General features: G+C 63.7%; 14 protein-coding genes. 9 read left to right on the plus strand and 5 right to left on the minus strand.

Annotated features, from left to right (window positions below):
• Position 1 precedes the first annotated feature (1 nt).
• From AEB_RS14755 to AEB_RS14770, 4 genes are read right to left on the minus strand one after another with little or no spacing between them, the layout of a single operon-like run.
• Positions 2-796, minus strand: a complete 795-nt coding sequence (locus tag AEB_RS14755) for a nuclear transport factor 2 family protein (RefSeq protein WP_119083815.1) — start codon at positions 794-796, stop codon at positions 2-4.
• On the minus strand, positions 796-1,515 hold the full coding sequence (locus AEB_RS14760; RefSeq protein ID WP_119083816.1) for a nuclear transport factor 2 family protein: 720 nt from the start codon (positions 1,513-1,515) through the stop codon (positions 796-798). The genes AEB_RS14755 and AEB_RS14760 overlap by 1 nt, the downstream gene beginning before the upstream one ends.
• Positions 1,512-2,210, minus strand: coding sequence for a nuclear transport factor 2 family protein (locus AEB_RS14765; protein ID WP_119083817.1), 699 nt, complete (start codon positions 2,208-2,210; stop codon positions 1,512-1,514). The genes AEB_RS14760 and AEB_RS14765 overlap by 4 nt, the downstream gene beginning before the upstream one ends.
• Complete coding sequence (locus tag AEB_RS14770) at positions 2,210-3,187, minus strand: SMP-30/gluconolactonase/LRE family protein (protein WP_172593115.1); 978 nt, start codon at positions 3,185-3,187, stop codon at positions 2,210-2,212. Before AEB_RS14770 ends, AEB_RS14765 begins: the two co-directional genes overlap by 1 nt.
• A 207-nt stretch (positions 3,188-3,394) precedes the next feature.
• On the opposite strand from AEB_RS14770, the gene AEB_RS14775 reads away from it, so the two are divergent.
• On the plus strand, positions 3,395-5,650 hold the full coding sequence (locus AEB_RS14775) for a PQQ-dependent dehydrogenase, methanol/ethanol family (protein ID WP_231958761.1): 2,256 nt from the start codon (positions 3,395-3,397) through the stop codon (positions 5,648-5,650).
• 2 nt (positions 5,651-5,652) lie between these two features.
• A complete protein-coding gene (locus AEB_RS14780) occupies positions 5,653-7,443 on the plus strand; it encodes a hypothetical protein (RefSeq protein ID WP_119083819.1) in 1,791 nt (596 codons plus the stop codon).
• 35 nt (positions 7,444-7,478) lie between these two features.
• On the opposite strand, the gene AEB_RS14785 is transcribed toward AEB_RS14780, so the two are convergent.
• Entirely contained in the window at positions 7,479-7,895 is a 417-nt protein-coding gene (locus AEB_RS14785) for a winged helix-turn-helix domain-containing protein (RefSeq protein WP_172593116.1), read from the minus strand.
• Between the two features lie 401 nt (positions 7,896-8,296).
• Here AEB_RS14785 and AEB_RS14790 point away from each other — a divergent pair, with 401 nt between their 5' ends.
• From AEB_RS14790 to AEB_RS14820, 7 genes are all read left to right on the plus strand, one after another.
• Entirely contained in the window at positions 8,297-9,385 is a 1,089-nt protein-coding gene (locus tag AEB_RS14790) for a helix-turn-helix transcriptional regulator (RefSeq protein WP_119083821.1), read from the plus strand.
• A gap of 136 nt (positions 9,386-9,521) precedes the next feature.
• Complete coding sequence (locus tag AEB_RS14795) at positions 9,522-10,433, plus strand: LysR family transcriptional regulator (RefSeq protein WP_119083822.1); 912 nt, start codon at positions 9,522-9,524, stop codon at positions 10,431-10,433.
• 96 nt (positions 10,434-10,529) lie between these two features.
• The gene (locus AEB_RS14800; protein WP_145985315.1) at positions 10,530-11,603 is read left to right on the plus strand and encodes a substrate-binding domain-containing protein; all 1,074 of its coding nucleotides are present in this window, start codon (positions 10,530-10,532) and stop codon (positions 11,601-11,603) included.
• 49 nt (positions 11,604-11,652) lie between these two features.
• On the plus strand, positions 11,653-12,429 hold the full coding sequence (locus tag AEB_RS14805) for an ATP-binding cassette domain-containing protein (RefSeq protein ID WP_119084672.1): 777 nt from the start codon (positions 11,653-11,655) through the stop codon (positions 12,427-12,429).
• Positions 12,426-13,433 carry an ABC transporter permease gene (locus AEB_RS14810; RefSeq protein ID WP_119083824.1) on the plus strand — a complete coding sequence of 336 codons (1,008 nt, stop codon included), beginning with the start codon at positions 12,426-12,428 and terminating at the stop codon, positions 13,431-13,433. Before AEB_RS14805 ends, AEB_RS14810 begins: the two co-directional genes overlap by 4 nt.
• A gap of 97 nt (positions 13,434-13,530) precedes the next feature.
• Entirely contained in the window at positions 13,531-14,562 is a 1,032-nt protein-coding gene (locus AEB_RS14815) for an isopenicillin N synthase family dioxygenase (protein WP_172593117.1), read from the plus strand.
• A gap of 75 nt (positions 14,563-14,637) precedes the next feature.
• Positions 14,638-17,040 carry a TonB-dependent siderophore receptor gene (locus AEB_RS14820; RefSeq protein ID WP_119083826.1) on the plus strand — a complete coding sequence of 801 codons (2,403 nt, stop codon included), beginning with the start codon at positions 14,638-14,640 and terminating at the stop codon, positions 17,038-17,040.
• Positions 17,041-17,085 lie beyond the last annotated feature (45 nt).

Below are 17,085 nucleotides of genomic sequence, written 5' to 3' on the forward strand. Positions count from 1 at the left end.
GTCAGTTCTCTGGCGGAGTGGCGATAGGCTGCGTGCCATCGGCAAGGCGGCCAATATTGAGGGCGCTTTCCTGCTCCGGCGTGCCGGGAGGGTGATGATAGGCACCGGCCTGCCCAGGCGAAGGCCGGAAGACCTCTCCCGTCACCGGATTGGGATAGTGAAACGGAGCGATGTAATAGGCCGGATACGTCAGGTAGACCGTGCTCGGCGGCAGATCCGGCGGCGGGTCGAACTTGTCCGGCCAGGTATTGTTGAGCGCGTTCTTACCCCAGCCCTCCCAGTTGGTGTACATGGTGAAGGGGCCGGAAAGGCGCGCGATTTTCCACACGCCATCTTCTTTCATGAATTCGTCCTCGTACAGAGGCAGGCCCCAGCCGGCACTGCTCATCACGAAGGCGCGCCCGCGAAGCCAGCCCGTCTTGCCGTCGGGCGAGACGTTGACGACCGGCTGGAACTGCATGTGATTGGCGATGATGCCCTTGGGGGCGCCATCGGGCCCGAAGGCTGTCTGCATATATTCGAGGACGCGATCCTTGCCGATGAAGATGCCCTTCCCGCCGATCTCCAGCGTCGCATTCTCCGCAAACAGATTGGCGAGATGGGTCCACTGGCCCTTGTCGACGAAATAGCCATAGGTTCGCTGCAACCGCTCGATGTCGTTCAGATCCTCGAGACGGGTTATGCGGCGGTCGAGCGCGTCGAGCTGGTCTTCGACGCTCGCTTCGTCCTGTGCGCTGGCGGGAAGGCTCGCGGCCAAGCCCAGGATCAGCAAGGTGGATGCTGCAAGCCTGCGCATCAGTCCCTCCCCACGACGTCATCCGCCGGTTGCACCACGGTGATTTCCTCGCCCGTTACCGGATGCCGGAAGCTGAAGGGCGGGATGTAATTGCTCGGCAGGGCACGATAGACTTCGGTCGGCGGCCGGTCTGGCGGGTAAAGCGCACTCGGCCCTTCCATCGGCAGCTGCGACTTGAGCCAGCCCTGATCGTAATCGGTCCAGGCGGTCGGATAGAAATGCAGGCTGGCGATCAGCCATGTCCCGCCTTTCTTCACATATCGGTTTTCGTAGATGCCGACGCCCCATCTTGCCTGGGCGCCCGGTTCGGACAGCATGACCGGCCCCTGGAAACGGCCCGTGGCGGTGCGGCCATCCTTCGCAACCTCGATCACCGCCTGCAATTGCATGTGATTGTTCAGCCGCTTAGGCCCCAGCCCTTCCGGGCCGAACAGCAGCAGCGCCCGCTCGATGCGCTGCCGCCCGACGTAGACGCCGCGCTGGCCATATTCGAACGTGCCCTGATCGGCGAAAAGGTCGGCCACTTCGGACCACATGCCCTTGTCGAAATAATAGCCGTAGAGCGATTGCAGCTTCTCAATCTCGGCCTGATCTTCCAGTCGCTCGACCCGCTGGCGATAGGCGGCGATCCGCTCCTCGACCGAAGCCTGTGCGATTGCAGGGACGGACGGCAGAAGGGCGGCAGCGATCACGGCGGATGTCATGATCCTGCGCATCATCGAACCTCCACCTTCTTGCCGGTTACCGGGTGCGGCGCGCTGAAGGGAGGAACGCTACGCTGCGGGAAAGGCGCCGGGATGCCGCGCGGCTCGATGTCGGGCGGCAAGTCGAGCGAGGCCTGGGAACGCTGCACGCCCTCGCCTTCGTCAAGCCGCGCCCAGCCCTTCTGATAGGGAGCCACGAAATTGACGTAGAGATGCAGCGTGTCGATCTTCCACACGCCGTCTTCGCGCACATAGCTGTTCTCGTAGATGCCGTCGCGCCAGCTGGCTTGATGCTTGTACTGGCCGAGCATGCCCAGGTCGCGCCAGCGCGCGGTGGCTGTCCTGCCATCCGGCCCCATGGTGATGGCCGGCTGCAGGGTGATCCATTCGTTGAGCTGGCCGTAGATCAGCCCTTCCTGCCCGCCGTGCAGACGGCGCAGATACTCGGCGATCCGATCCCGCCCGCGATAGATGCCGTCCGCGCCGATTTCGATCGTGCCGTCGTCGGTGAACAGGTCAGCCGCCTGCTGCCACAGGCCCCGATCCACGTAATAGCCGAAGGCGCGTTGCAGATTCTTGATCGCCCTGATGCCTTCCAGCGTCTTCACCCGCTCGGTCAGCTCGGCGATCTCCCGCTGGGGATCCTGTGCCTGCGCAGAGCCGGCGACAAGGAGCAGCGCGGCAGGGGCCGCAAGGATGGCGCGGCGCATCACAGATCCTCCGGCAGGGCGAAGGCGCGAATGGTGAAGGTGCCGGGATCCTTCCCTCGCAGCGCCGGGTCGATCCGGTAGCGGATCTTGCCCTCGGTGGCATAGGCGACATCACCCACGCGCGTTACCGCGGCTGACGAATCCAGCCCGTCCCGCAGCGTGGTTACCTGCGCTCTGTCACCGTCCACTTCGACCAGCGCCACGCGCCCGGCCGTTCCTTCGGCCTGGAGGAAGCGATGGCCACCCAGAGGGCGCAGCCCGTCCGGGCCGCCGACCGCCTGCGAGAGGTGGAGCGTGGTCAGGCCCCCATAAGCACCGCGGCTATCCAGCTCGACACGCTGGACGAGGTTCTGGCGCACATTGTTGATATACATCGTCCCATCATCGGCGAAGGCGATGCCGTCCACACCAATCAGGTCCTGCCCATCCGCGAACAGTTCCAGCTCTCCTCCTGGCGCTCGCCGGAAGATGCGGCCCGATGCGGTGTCGGTGGCGTAGACCGTCCCGTTCGCCGCCACGGCGATATCGTTGCACGCCGTGGGTCGGCCTTCCGGAAAGGCGAGGCTTTCAATGAACTCGCCAGAGTGGAGCTCGAACGCAACCAGATGGGAGGCGCCCTTTTCGCCCGCGAACATGTCGGGGTTGGAGCATGTCCAGAGCCGCCCGCCGGCATCGTCCGCCAAAACGCCGAACAGCGAATTGAGCGTGTTGGCCGCGCTAGCCCGGATCCAGGGCTGCGCCGTATCGGCGCCCGGAGCGGCGCGATAGATCGTCCCGTGGCCGCTGCCGACATAGATGTTGCCTGCCGCGTCGGAGGTGATGCTTTCGGGAAAGACATTTTCGCCAGCAATCACGATATCTTGCGGCACCGCCGGTGCCGGCGCGGCGCGGCCGGGCGTATTCGCGCTGCATGCGGCAAGGGCAGCGCACAGCAAGAGGGCCGCGCCTGTTCCGGCTGCCACGCGAATGACGCTCATGCCACCTCCCATCTGGTGTCCACGTCTTTGTGTGTTTGCGCGAAACGAGAGCAGCCAGCGTCTCTCGGAAACGCAGCCGAGCTGGCCGATTTGGAGCCGTGGATTGCCTGAGCCGGCGGCCTGCCGCCCCACCGCTTTTCCGGCGTCTGTCCCATTCCCGAATGATCCTCCCCCGAACCGGTCTATGCGGCTTTGGAATAGGAGCATATGCTATTCAAACGCGAACACAAGACGGGCCACCGCACCACGCGGCAGGCCGGCATGGGGGAGAGAGACTTGTTCGAAAGCGGGGATCGCGCACGTTTCACGGCGCCTGCGCGGGTGCGCAACTGCGGGCTCGCGCTCCTGACCCTGACCGTTCTCGGCGCCTGCGTGGCCGCCGGCCAAATGGCTGAGGCCCCCGCGGGGGAAACGCTGACAACGCAGGTCGACGCCGCGACAATGCGCGAAGTCGATGCGTCCGCGCAGGCGGGCGATTGGCTGAGCCACGGACGGGACTGGGGCGAACAACGCTTCAGCCCGCTCAGGCAGATCAATGACAGCAATGTCGGCGAACTGGGCCTTGCCTGGTTCGATGATCTGGAAACGTCGCGCGGCGTGCAGGCGACCCCGCTGGTGGTGGACGGGGTGCTGTATAACGAGAGCATCTACAACGTCGTCACCGCCTATGATGGGGCGACGGGCGAGAAATTGTGGACCTTCGATCCGCAGGTCGGCCGCGAATGGGCACGGCTCGCCTGCTGCGGTCCCTCCAGCCGTGGGTTGGCGGCATGGGAGGGCAAGCTTTACATCGGTGCGCTCGACGGGCGGCTGATCGCCCTGGACATGGCGACCGGCAAGGAAGTCTGGACCACCCAGACCTTCGAGCGCGAAGGCCGCCTCAACGCCTATTCGATCACCGGTGCGCCGCGCGTCTATGATGGCAAGGTGGTGATCGGCAATGGCGGGGCCGACTACGGCGTACGCGGCTTCGTGTCCGCCTATGATGCCGAGACGGGCAAGCGCCTGTGGAAGTTCTATACCGTGCCCGGCAACCCTGCCGATGGACCGGACGGCGAAGCATCGGACAGCGCCATGAAGATCGCCCTGCCCACATGGCACGGCGAATGGTGGAAATATGGCGGCGGCGGCACGGCGTGGGACAGCTTCGCCTTCGATGCCGAGCGCAACCTTGTCTATATCGGCACTGGCAACGGATCGCCGCATATGTGGAAATTCCGCAGCGATGGAGCGGGCGACAATCTGTTCCTGTGCTCGATCGTCGCAGTCGATGCCGATACGGGCGAGTATCGCTGGCACTACCAGATGGTGCCCGAGGAAGAGTGGGATTACACCTGCACCCAGCCCATGATCCTTGCGGATATGCAGATCGACGGGCGGAAGCGCGACGTGATCATGCAGGCGCCCAAGAACGGCTTCTTCTACGTGCTCGATCGCGGCACGGGCGAGCTTATCAGTGCCAAAAGCTATGTTTCCGAGAACAGCTGGGCAAACCGGATCGACATGAAGACAGGCCGCCCGGTGCTGCAGCCGGGCGCGCACAACACCACCACGCCGCATCTGATGAATCCCAGCTGGCTCGCGGCGCACAGCTGGCACCCGATGAGCTGGTCGCCCCTTACCGGGCTGGTCTATTTCGCCGCGCAGGAACAGCCGGACATCTACGCCCGAGCGCAGGATGGCGAGTTCGACTTCGTCTATCACCGCTCCAACAGCGGGCAGCAGCGCCGCAACCAGCCCGATCTGCGCAAGCGCTTGATGGAAGAGGCGCGAGCAAAGGAGAAGGGTTACCTGCTGGCCTGGGACCCGCGAACGCAGAGGGAGGCGTGGCGCGTGCCCTATCCGCATCCCGGCTCGGGCGGCGTTCTCACCACGGCAGGCAACCTGCTGATCCAGGGCACGATCAATAAGACTGTTGCAATCTACCGCGCCGACACTGGCGAGAAGCTGTGGGAGATGGGCATCGACCAGGCACCGGTCGCCGGCCCCATCACCTACATGGCCGGCGGCCATCAATATATCGCGGTTAACGCCGGCTGGGGCGGATCTCCGGTGTACAATTTGAACAACGACGGGCCGTTCCGCACCGCCTCGGCCAAGCTGCTGGTGTTCCGGCTCGGCGCCAAGGGCGTGGAACTGCCGCCGATGGCGAAAGCCGCCAACGTGCCCCGCCCTCCCTTCCTGACCGCCACCGAGCAGCAGGTCTCGCGCGGACGCGACCTCTATAGTGAGACCTGCATGCGCTGCCATGGCGTGGACGCGATCGGCGGGGTCAAGGATCTGCGCTGGATGACTCCAGAGGTGCACGATCGATTCCTCGACATCGTCATCGGGGGAGCGCTGGAGGACAAGGGCATGGCGAGCTTCGCCGGTGTGCTGTCGGAAGAGGACGCCCGGGCAATCCACGCCTATCTCATCGCGCGCGCAAACGAAGACTGGCAGGACGCCGGGGGAGGACATTGAGAATGACACCGCATCGCCTGCTGCTTGCCACCCTTTCGGGGGTTTCCGCCCTTGCGCTCGCGCCCTCCGCCGCCGCGCAGGCACCGGGAGAGCCCAGCGCGGTCATCGCGCCCGAATGCGCGCGCGAATGCCTGATCGCGCTTGTGCGCCAGCATATGGCGGCGCTCGAACGGCGCGATGCGTCGGCCTTGCCGCTGACGCGTGATGTGCTGTTCACCGAGAATAACGTCCCGCTCGCACCGGGCGAAGGGCTGTGGGCAACCGTCACCGATGTCGACGATAGCGGGCTCGAGGCAGCGGACCCAATCACCGGGCAGGCTGCCTGGTTCGGCTCGGTCCGCGAGAACGGCAACCCGGCCTTCTATGCCCTGCGCATGCATGTGACGTCCCAGGGCCTGATCGACGAGATCGAAACGGTGGTGCACCGCAAGACCGCCCTGCCCGCCCCCTTCGGTGACTGGCAAAACATGGAGCACTTCCCCGAATACAACGCGGTCCTGCCCGAGACGGAACGCCGCCCGCGCGAGCGGATGCTGGCCATTGCCGATGCCTATTTCGACACGGTGGAGCTGAATGACGGGCAGGTGTTCGCCCCCTTTGCCGAGGATTGCTCACGCCTGGAAAACGGCATCAGCACCACCGCTGCACCGCAAGGCGGCAAAGGGGGCAATGCCGCCGCCATCGCCCAGGGGTGCGAGGAGCAGTTCCGGCTGGGCATCTACAAGATCAACAAGCGGATCCGGCGCCATCTGCCGCTAGTAGATGTCGAGCGAGGCGTGGTGGTGGCATCAGGCTTCTTCGACCACGCCAACGAGTTCGACAGGTATCGCCTGACCAACGGGCGCGAGATGCGCACTGTGCTCAAATGGCCCAATTCCATCACGCTCCTGGAAGCCTTCCGCATCCGCAATGCCGAAATCCAGCGGATCGAGGCGGTGTTCACCTATGTCCCCTATTTCATGCACAATCCCTTCTGGGGGCCGGGCTCACAGCCGCCCGAATATGCCGCGCGCCCGCGGGAATGCGATAATGGCTGCCTCAACGGGAATGTCCGCGCGCTGGTCAACGCAATGGCAGGCAGCGACGACTGGCGCGGGCTGAACTGGTCGGATCGGGTGGGCTATGCGGAAAACAGCGTGGGCATCCGCGTGGGTGAAGGCATCTGGGCGGCAGTCGATTCCGTGGATCGGAACCCGCTCGTGGTTTCGGATGCCCAGACCGGCAGGGCCGTCTGGATCGGCCGGATCGAGGAGCACGGCCAGCCGGCGTGGGCCGCGATCACGATGGAGGCCGATGGCAAGGCGATCGGCAATGTCGATGCGCTGATCCGCCGCTCCGAATACGGCCCCCCTTATGCGGCGCCGGATGAGGCCCCTGCCTTCGCCGCCCTGCCCGCGCCGCGGCGCACAAGCCGCGCCGACATGTCCACGGTCGCGACGCAACTCTTCGCGTCCATCGAGGCGGGCGATGCGCCGGATGTGTTTGCCAGCCAGTGCCGCTGGCATGTCAACGGGCAGCAAGTGGCGCAATGCGGGGAGGTGGCGGGTATGCCCGGTCTGCCGCGGATCGGGGCGGTGCGCGATCGCCGTCTCCTCGCCATGGACGAGGAAAGCGGCCTGGCGGTCTATCGCACGTTCGAGGATGCGCCCGCCACGCAGGGCCAAGGTTATCCCGCGAGCTTTCAAGTGGTGAATGTTCTGCGCTTCGAGAACGGCAAAATCGCTGAGGTACACGCCTTCACCTCGGAACTGCCCTACGGCATGCGCCCGCCAGGCGAGGCCGCCCTCCGCTAAGCAACGCACCCACCTCTGCTTTAGCTCGATTGCCGTTATCGGAGCAGCGCGCGCACGCTTCCGGAAAGGAAGGCGAGCCAGTGGATCAGTCGGGCTTGAAACGCGGGGGCACTGGCGAGCCGCCCCGCGTCGCCCCGGGTAGCCGCCAAAGGGGCGGCGACGGGGTCGGGGGGGAGCAGGCAGTAGCCCTCACCATAGATCGAGCGGATCAGCGCCCCGTCCTCTCCCAGAGCGGCGCGGAGGCGACTGATAGCCTTAGCGAGCGAGTTTTCGTGCACGATCTGGCCTGGCCAAGCCGTTTCGAGAAGGCGATACTTGCTCACTGGTCGGCCGCCTGCTTCGAGCAGGGCGATAAGCACAGCGAAGCTGCGCCGGTCGATCTGAAGCCGCTCTCCCCGATATAACACCGTGGCTGTACCGCGCTCGTAGGCAAGCGGGCCGACGACCAGCATTGCCGCTTGGCCGCGCTGCGGCTCCCCGTCGCACCCGGCATTCGCGGCGTGATATCCACCGGCGCGCGGCCTGTCTGCTCCGGTTCCCGCGCCACCACCGCCACCGTTCCCCCGGACACGCAGAGCGGAAAGGGCGGTGGGCCGCTCGCTTGCAGGAAAATAATATACGGATACATTCATGCGACCACGTCCCTCTTTGGTGCGAAGGGCTGGCCGTCTGACCCGCGCTGGGAGTTGCTTACGGACACCCGATCGCTCCGGACCGTGGTGCTAAGACAGAATTGGGTCGCGTCGCGACTACAATATTGTAGATATTGGCCGGTCGCCCCAGCCGGCAGCGGCAGCGTCAGCGGGAAGTCAGGTGCAGAGAGGGACGGGGATTGCCGAGATCGGGTGAACTCATGCAATCTGCAGGCCTCTTTCGGGAGGCGGCGCTCGGCCTCGTGCCTTGGGAGAATGCTCTCAACACCTTCGCCGACGCTCTTAATTCCCGCACCGGACAACTGATCGCCATCGGGCGCCGCTCGCTAGTGCCGCTCAACATCATGACTCGCTTGCCCAGCGAAGCGACCGGTGAGTTCCTCGCAGTGGGCGGCGGCGATCCGCACATCAATTCTCGCGTACGCGCGGGCCTCGCGGCCGGTGAGATGGAGTTCCGGGACCAAGGCGACTTCACGCCCGAGCAGGACCGGCTGCGCTCGCCCGAATTCGGCGACTGGATCGACCGGAACGGGATCGGCTACACTTGCATCACCAACCTGCGGAAACGCAGCGACGAACTGATCGGGCTGGCCGCTTTGCGCACGGTCGCACAAGGTGAGATGCATAGCGCTGAAAAACGCGCCTTCCGCCTGCTCTCCGGCCACGCACGCGCAGCGGTGATCCTGCGCAATTCGGTGGAGGACCAGGCGCTTCACGTGCTCGCCGCCACGCTCGACCAGTTGGAGACCGCCGCGGCAATCGTCGATATCGCCGGCAATGTGCGAGCACTGACCGAGCGCGGAGAAACGGTGGTGGCGGGCGGACGTTTCCTGCGGCTGGTGCAGGGGCGGCTGCATCCGCAGCGGCCGGAACACCGAGCCCAGTTCGACGCGATGCTGCGCCGCGCACTGCAATCGCGTGAAGGGGTGGATATCCCACCGCCCGGCCCGATGGTGCTGACCGACTGTGACGGGAGGGCGATGGCACTCGAGATCCTGCCGCTGCCGGGCGGACACAGCTTCACCTTCGCCGCCGCGGCGATGCTCGTTTTCCGCGGGGAGAGCCCAACCACACTGCGCCGAATGCAGATCGCCGCCGAGCTTTACGGCCTTACTCCTGCAGAATGCCGGGTGGCCGAACATCTCCTGCAGGGGCGTGCGCCAGTGGAGATTGCGCGTCTCGCGCATGTTTCGGTCGGCACCGTGCGCAATCACGTCCACCGCATCCTGGCGAAGAGCGGCTGTGCCAGCCAAGTGGAGTTCCTCGCCGCGATCGGCCGCTATGGCTGAGCGCGGGTTGCGCCGGCATAATCGAACTCGTTTGCGCTTTTCCTGCCACGCAGCCTGACGCAGACAATCGTCGGCTTCCGGGCACAATCTCCCTCGCGCATCGCGCTTGATCGCAAGAATGAGGATAAGACGATAGATGCTGTCTCGCTTCTCTCTGTATTTCGATGAGGTCGCGCGTTGCGGGTCGATCCGCCGGGCGTCGGATAATCTGAACATCACCCCCTCAGCTATCGATCGTCAGATCCTGTTGATGGAAGAGAAGCTCGGCGTCCCGCTCTTCGAGCGGATGCCCAAGGGTTTGCGGCTGACTGCCGCCGGAGAAGTGCTGGTCGCGGCAGTGCGCCGCTGGCGCCGCGATTTGCGCAACGTCGAGGCACAGATCGACGAGATGCGCGGTCTGCGACGGGGAGAAGTAAGTGTCGCGCTCGTCGAGGGCAGCGGCAATTTCGTCACCCGCAGCCTCGAGGAATTCGCAAGGCGCTATCCGGGGATCGTCTTTCATATGCACCAGATGATCTCGCAGGAGGTCGTCGATAGCGTCCTGAGCGGCGAAGCCGATATCGGTCTGGGCTTCAATCCGCCCGACCGCCATGACCTGCGGGTCGAGCAGGCAATGATTTACCAGGTCGGGGCAATCATGCGCCCGGATCACCCGCTGGCAAAAAAGGCAGAGGTGACACTCTCCGAATGCGGTGAACACCCGCTCGTCGGACCGGACAGGTCAAACGCAATGAGGACAATTCTCAACAATGCATGGTCCGCGAGCGTCGGCGAGCTTCCCCGCTTCAGCGCCGCGGCCAGCTCGGTCACGCTGATAAAGTCGCTCGTCATGCATGGCGCGGGTATCGGCTTTCTCACCCCGATCGAGGTCGAAGCCGAACTCGAGGCGGGAGAGCTCCATTTTGCGATGATCGCCCATACCAAACTACCGCTTTCCGCGCTGACCTTGATCAGCGCATCTGGCCGCGCGCAGTCCGCCGCAACATCCGTGCTCATCCAGCACCTGGCTGCAGCGATGATGAGGGGAAGCGCACCACATCTCGGGTAAGGCTCCCTGTGCAGTTTTTTCGAATGGCACCCCTAGCAAATTAAACTGGATTCGAACGCCTTTGTTGCGCAGCATCATCCCGCGGCAGGACGGCGGTTGGCGGCCGGACTGCACTGGGAGCATCCATTGCTGAATAACACGAGACGAGACTTGCTTCGTAACGCGCCGATGCTGGGCGCGGCGATGGCGTTGGGCGCCTGCGGGGGATCAGGCGCGGCCAAAGCGAAAGGCGGCACGCTTGGTCCCGTCCGCACGGTCACCTGGGCCGTCGGCACCACCGGTTCGGACTTCGTGACGGATATTTCAGTGGGTGCCGCCGATGCCGCGGATATGCTCGGCTGGCGCTTTGACCGGATCCTCAATGCGCTGGCGACACCGGATGCGCATATCAACGCCATTCGCACGGCGGTGACCTCGCGCGCCGACGTGGTCCTCACAGTGGACTGGTATCAGGCCGTGATCGACGAGATTGCTGCCGGGCAGAAGGGCGGCACCCATTTTGCCGTCGTAAATTCTGCCAACAATCCCGCGGAGCTCGAGAAGCTGAATGTGCCCTTCGTGGGCCTGACGCCAAAGATCACTGGCAAGCTGATGGGGCGCCATATCGCTGACGAGCTGGCGGCCCGGGGCATTTCCCAAGGAAGCGTGCTGGTGGGTAATCCATTTCCCGGCTCGCTCAACGTGGAAGAGCGCATTGCCGGCGTGCGCGAGGGGCTCGCGGAAGTCACGGGCGGCTTGCGGATGGTGACCTTCCCCGACAATGCCGCGACCGATTCCGCCCTCGCAGTCGGCCTCTACAAGGCCAAGATCACTGAGACCGCCGATGTGGTGGCACATGCGGCGGCAGGGGGCGAAATGTCCACCATACCCCTGACCAAGGCGCTCGCCGAACTCGGTAAACGAGCGTCCGGCACGGTGGTTGGAGGCTGGGTCAGCAGCCTCAAATCACTCACTCTGCTCAAGAATGGCGAGCTCACCTTCGCGCTCGATGAGAACCTGTATTACCAAGGGTTCCTGGCCGTCCTCGCATCATGGTCGATGCTTGAGCGTGGCATGCCTGCGGGAGACATCTCCCCCGGCTTTCAATGGGTCACACCCAAAAGTGTCGACGCGGTGATCGACAGCTATCAGCGCCGCAAGGCGGCGGCGGAAGCTTATGGCTTATCATGACTTCACCGACCCCGCGGGCGCAGCCGTGGCGAGCGGAGGCCACAGGCTCATGACCCGGTCTTCCGAGCCCATCGTCAGCGTGCGCAATGCCTCGCGCCATTTCGGACATGTCACCGCGCTGGACGACGTTTCGCTCGATCTCCACACAGGCGAAGTTACTGCTTTGCTAGGCGACAACGGCGCCGGCAAATCGACCTTCATCACCATGCTTTCCGGAGTGTTCCCGCCGAGTTCGGGCGAGATCCTGCTGGAGGGGCGCTCCGTGCGGTTCGCCAGCCCCCTGGATGCACGCAATGCCGGGATCGCGACCGTATTCCAGGGCCTGTCTCTCATCGAGGATCGCAGCATTGCCGAGAACCTGTTCCTCGGCTGCGAGCCGGTGCGGTTCGGCTTCCTGCTCGACCGCAAACGAATGGTCCGTCAGGCGCGGGAAATCCTCGCCCAGCTCAAGGTCAACCTTCCGCCCGTCACCACCAGTGTGCGCTATCTGTCTGGCGGGCAGCGGCAGGCTGTGGCCGTGGCGCGCACGATCGTTCGAGGCAGCAAGCTGGTGATCATGGACGAACCGACTGCGGCGCTCGGCGTGCGGGAGACGGCCAAGGTGCTCGATCTGATCCGCCGCCTGCGCGACCAGGGCAATGCCGTGCTGCTGATCAGCCACAACATGGACGACGTTTTCGCCGTGGCTGATCGCGCAGCGGTGCTGCGGCTCGGCCGCAAGGTTGCAGACCTCTCCCTCGCCGACGTCACCAAGGAGCAGATCGTCAGCTTGGTAATGGGCGGGGACGGTGGAATTGCTCCGGCTACGAGCGAGTACGCGCAATGAGCGGTACGACACTCGCCAACTTGCTGAACCGCCAGAGTGCCATGTTCGTGGTTATCGTGGCGCTCTTCATCGCCTTCGCAACGAATTCGCCGCATTTCCTGGACAGCCAGACCCAGTTCGAAATCCTGCGTATCGCAGCCTTTACGCTGATTATCGGCCTCCCGCTGACCTATCTGGTGATCGCCGGTGAAGTCGATCTGTCGATCGGTTCGAATTACGGCTTGTGTAGTGTCGTGACCGCGATGGCGATCGTTGAGTGGGGCTGGAATCCCTGGCTGGCCGCGTTGCTAGCCCTCGCGCTCGGCACTGTGATCGGGTTGTTCAACGGCCTGATGACGGTGAAGCTGAGAGTCCCCTCATTCATCCTCACAATCGGCATGCTAAGCCTGCTGCGCGGCCTGGCGCTGGTTATCACCATGGGGCTTTCGATCGACATTCCCGCCGAATATGCCAGTTCGTTCTTCGATGTGGCGGGCGGCAAAATCGGCCCGGTCCCCGTGCAGGTGCTGTGGGCGCTCGCAGCCTTTACGATCAGCGGTTTCGTGTTGCGCTATACCCTGTTCGGCGCCCGGCTTTACGCCACCGGCGGAAACGTCAAGGCAGCGCTGCAAATGGGTGTTAACCCCGGACGCATCAAGATCTGGACCTTCACCATCCTGGGCACGGCCTGCGGCCTGGCGGGTGCGCTGACAACTGGTTGGCTACGCATCGGTGCTCCTAACACCGGGGCTGGAGGCGAGCTGGCGATCATCGCAGCGGTGATCATCGGCGGCGCGGCCATCACCGGCGGGATCGGAACCGCCACGGGCACGCTTCTCGGCGCGCTCATCGTCAGCATGCTCCAGACCGGGCTCGTACTGGTCGGCGTCCAGGGCAATTGGGTCCAGGTCTATGTCGGCCTGCTGATCGTGCTTGCCGCCGCGCTTGAGCCCTATCTTCGGCCGGACGGCCGGTTGAGCCAATGGCTAGCCGGCTTCGGGCGGCGAAGTAGCGAGCCGGGCTGACCCGCCCGGACCCGCTCCGGCCGCCCAGCGCGGCACACCACATCGTTACATCCATTCACTGCATTGCGAGGTACCTCCCGCCATGTCGAAAGTCGACTTGCGCTACGAAGAAGCCGAAACTGTCCGGGTCGAGGAGATCCCTGTCATCGACTTCGGCAAATTCCTGAAGGGTGGCGCCGAAGATCGCGCTGCGATCGCCGCGCAAATCGGTGAAGCCTGCGAGCGGATCGGGTTCTTCTACATCGTGAATCACGGCGTACCGGATGCGGTGCGGGAAGCCGTGCTGTCGGAAGCCCGCTCGTTCTTCGCCCGCTCGTTTGACGAGAAGATGAAGTCAGCTCCGATAGAGGACGGGCAATGGTGCGGATACGTGCCGCCGCGCGGCGCGACCGAAGGTACCAAGCCGGGCGGCTCCCTGCGACCCGAAGCCGGCAAGTCGCGCGTGTCAGGTGGCACGCTCGAGCAGTTCAACATGATGCGCGTGCTGCTCGCCAGCGATCCGAATTTCGGTAATGGCGATCCGGCCTTCCAGCGCAATCTATGGCCGGCGGGGGCGCCGAACTTCGTGGAGACGATGATCGTCAACCAGCGGGCGCTGCTCGCGCTCAGCCAGGAACTGATGGCCGCCTTCTCCTTGGCCTTGGGGCTGGAGGAGGATTACTTCTCCCGCTTTCACAAGAGCCCGCTCTCAACGTTCGGACTCAACTTCTATCCCGCTCCTCGTCAAGACCTTCAGGGCGGGTCGGATGTCGGCGTGGGTGCGCATTGCGACGCTTCCACCTTCACCGTGTTGCTGCAGGACGATGTCGGCGGTCTGGAAGTACAGGAAGCGAGCGGGCGCTGGATCTCCGCGCCTTATGTGCCCGGCGCCTATATCATCAATATCGGCGACACGATGATGGGCTGGACCAACGGCCACTTCGTCTCGACGCTCCACCGCGTAGTCAGCCGCAAGCCCGTGGATCGCTACTCCGCCACGCTCTTTATGAACCCTGATATCGATGTGACAGTCGAACCGCACAAGAACTTCATCACCGATGAAAATCCTGCGCAATTCGAGCCGTTCAATAACGAAGAATACATGAAACGGTTCTTCGTCAAATTTTACGACAACATGTTCAAATCATAATATTAAATAATTTTATGACCCTGGGGAGGGTTCTGCTGAAGCTTGGGCAGCGAAATAATCAAGTGAGGGAACGTTATGAAACTGAAGATCAATGCTCGGCGCGAAGTCGGTTTATCTGCACTCGCGTTCGCCCTCTTTGCGGCCGCTCCGATCCATGCGCAGGCGACGCCTGGCGTCGACGAGCCTGTCAAGAAAAGCACGGGCGACGAGGAAAGCGAGGGGCTGAATGTCCTGGTGGTGACCGGGCAGCTGCAGAAATCGGCGATTCTCCCCGAAGATACCGATGCCTTCGGGCTGGGGATGAGCCAGCTCGAAACCCCACGTGCGACATCCACCGTGTCGCTGTCGATGATTGACCAGTACAGCCTGACCACTGTGCGCGATCTGATTGCGGTGACGCCGGGCGTGTTTACGGCAAGCTTCTATGGGGTCGACGGCACGGTCAACATTCGCGGCGAATATGCGGACAACTTCTTCCGTGGTTTCAAGCGCGTGGAGAACCAGGGTACCTATGTCACTCCGATCGAGTCCGCACTAAGCCTTGAAATCGTGCGCGGCCCGGCCTCCCCGGCCTATGGCACCGGACGGGCGGGCGGCTACGTAAACTTTACCCCGCGTTCCGAGCGCGCCATGCGGATGAAGAACGGACTCGCCGCGCGGGGTGAGATAGTCGCGTCGGTCGGCACCTACGACTATTATCGCGCCTCCGCCGAATATGGCACGCCTTTCAAGATCGGAGACTATGACGCGGGTGTCGATGTTTACGTCGAGAAGGTCCAGGCGTCGCAATATTTCCGGGGGATCGAACCGCGCCATACGCTGGCGCAGGCCGGCTTCGCCACGGATCTCCCAGGAGGTTGGGACTTTCAGGTCGGCGGCCAGTACTACGACGCCAGCGGAATGCAGGGCAGCACCGGCGTCAACCGCCTCACGCAAGAGCTTATGGATAGCGGCATCTACGTGTCCGGCAGCCCGATCGCCCAGATTGCCCAGCCAGGGGCGGCCTACATAACACCGGCCGACATTGTCGCGATCGGCGGAGTCACCAAATATTTCGGCTTCGCCAGCGACTACAGCCGACTCGATCCGGATACGATCCGAGAGGTCAAGCTCGACCGACGCACCCTGCTGACCTCCTCATACGACTTCGGCGACAGCGAGACCACAACCCTCTATTTCGACCTGGGGCGCCAGGCTGGTCCGGGCAGACTTGCGCTCCAGGGCTTCTTCGATGATCTCAACGCCGATAGCTACAACAGCTACGGCTTCGCCAAGTCGTTGCGCGACCGGGCGGAAGAGCTGCGGCTCTCCTACACTGCTCAGCTAAAGCCCGCAGAATGGCTGGACACCAACTTCGTCGTGGGTGCGGGATACCGTCGTTATGAAGCGGACGAATCCTACGTGTTCGCGCGCGGCTACATGGTGCTGGACCGGCAGGATATCTCGGTGGGCGCTACGGCAGACAGCATCTTCAACCCGGTCTATGTGTCCGGCGAGCCGTTTGATCAGGTCTATCATTCCGAGGTCGACGAATACGCCGGATTCCTGAATGCCGATATCGGCCTGTTGGACAGCCTGAAGTTCACCGGCGGCGTACGCTATGACTGGTACGATGTCGAAGCGATCAACAGGGGCTTCATCGACTATTCTGTCGCGCGCAATACGCTTTACTCCGCAAGCAAGGGCGCGTGGAGTTGGTCGGGCAGCGTCCGCTATGACACGCCGTGGGGCATCGTCCCTTACTTCACCCGTTCGCGCTCTTACGCGCTGGAGACACTGCAGGGTGGTGCGGTCGCGCCAGGCAATGTCGCGAACGACACCTTCCTATCCCCTGCCGATCTGACCGAAGGCGGCGTGAAGGGCAGCTTCTTCGACGGCCGCCTGTTCGCGTCGGCCTCGATCTATCGCCAGCGGCGCACGCAGTCCGAACTCCTCAGCGGCAATTTCGTGGGAGCGACGACCAAGGGTATCGAAGGCGAACTGCGCTGGGCGATCAATCGCAATTTCGGCCTCTCAGCTGTCTATACGCATCAGAAGACGGAGATTTCCGGCAGCTCGTTCCTCGTCGTGACGCCGGAGGATGTCGGTCTCGACTATACCGATGGGTGGGGCTTCATCTACCAGGCGGCAACCGCCGGCTTCGAAGGTCTGGAAGATGGGTATGTCGACCGCACCCAGCCGCGGAACGTCTATGGCCTCTTCGCGAATTACGAAGTAGGCAACGGCTTGGGCGCGACCCTTGGCGGCAACTATGTGGAGAAGACCAGCGGGCATCTCCCCGGCGCGATCCAGTACCCCGATTATGTTCTCCTTCGCGGCTCGCTCCACTACGAAATCGGGCGCTACCGCTTCGCGCTGAACGTGAACAACATCCTCAACGAGCGATATTACGTGCCGCAGCGAAGCACGGACACAGAGGGGTCAGCCTTCCCTGGCGAAGGCCGGACGGCAATCCTGAAAGCGACCGCAAGGTTCTAAGGCACCCAGGCGGGCGGAGGGTACCCTTCGCCCGCACCTTTTCGG

It is taken from the genome of Altererythrobacter sp. B11, assembly GCF_003569745.1.
Taxonomy (GTDB): Bacteria; Pseudomonadota; Alphaproteobacteria; order Sphingomonadales; family Sphingomonadaceae; genus Croceibacterium_C.

Excerpts from the sequence above, each read along its gene's own strand:
- AEB_RS14755 (WP_119083815.1), bottom strand. The coding sequence starts at position 796 with ATGCGCAGGCTTGCAGCATCCACCTTGCTGATCCTGGGCTTGGCCGCG.
- AEB_RS14760 (WP_119083816.1), bottom strand. The coding sequence starts at position 1,515 with ATGATGCGCAGGATCATGACATCCGCCGTGATCGCTGCCGCCCTTCTG.
- AEB_RS14765 (WP_119083817.1), bottom strand. The coding sequence starts at position 2,210 with ATGCGCCGCGCCATCCTTGCGGCCCCTGCCGCGCTGCTCCTTGTCGCC.
- AEB_RS14770 (WP_172593115.1), bottom strand. The coding sequence starts at position 3,187 with ATGAGCGTCATTCGCGTGGCAGCCGGAACAGGCGCGGCCCTCTTGCTG.
- AEB_RS14775 (WP_231958761.1), top strand. The coding sequence starts at position 3,395 with ATGCTATTCAAACGCGAACACAAGACGGGCCACCGCACCACGCGGCAG.
- AEB_RS14780 (WP_119083819.1), top strand. The coding sequence starts at position 5,653 with ATGACACCGCATCGCCTGCTGCTTGCCACCCTTTCGGGGGTTTCCGCC.
- AEB_RS14785 (WP_172593116.1), bottom strand. The coding sequence starts at position 7,895 with ATGCTGGTCGTCGGCCCGCTTGCCTACGAGCGCGGTACAGCCACGGTG.
- AEB_RS14790 (WP_119083821.1), top strand. The coding sequence starts at position 8,297 with ATGCAATCTGCAGGCCTCTTTCGGGAGGCGGCGCTCGGCCTCGTGCCT.
- AEB_RS14795 (WP_119083822.1), top strand. The coding sequence starts at position 9,522 with ATGCTGTCTCGCTTCTCTCTGTATTTCGATGAGGTCGCGCGTTGCGGG.
- AEB_RS14805 (WP_119084672.1), top strand. The coding sequence starts at position 11,653 with ATGACCCGGTCTTCCGAGCCCATCGTCAGCGTGCGCAATGCCTCGCGC.
- AEB_RS14810 (WP_119083824.1), top strand. The coding sequence starts at position 12,426 with ATGAGCGGTACGACACTCGCCAACTTGCTGAACCGCCAGAGTGCCATG.
- AEB_RS14820 (WP_119083826.1), top strand. The coding sequence starts at position 14,638 with ATGAAACTGAAGATCAATGCTCGGCGCGAAGTCGGTTTATCTGCACTC.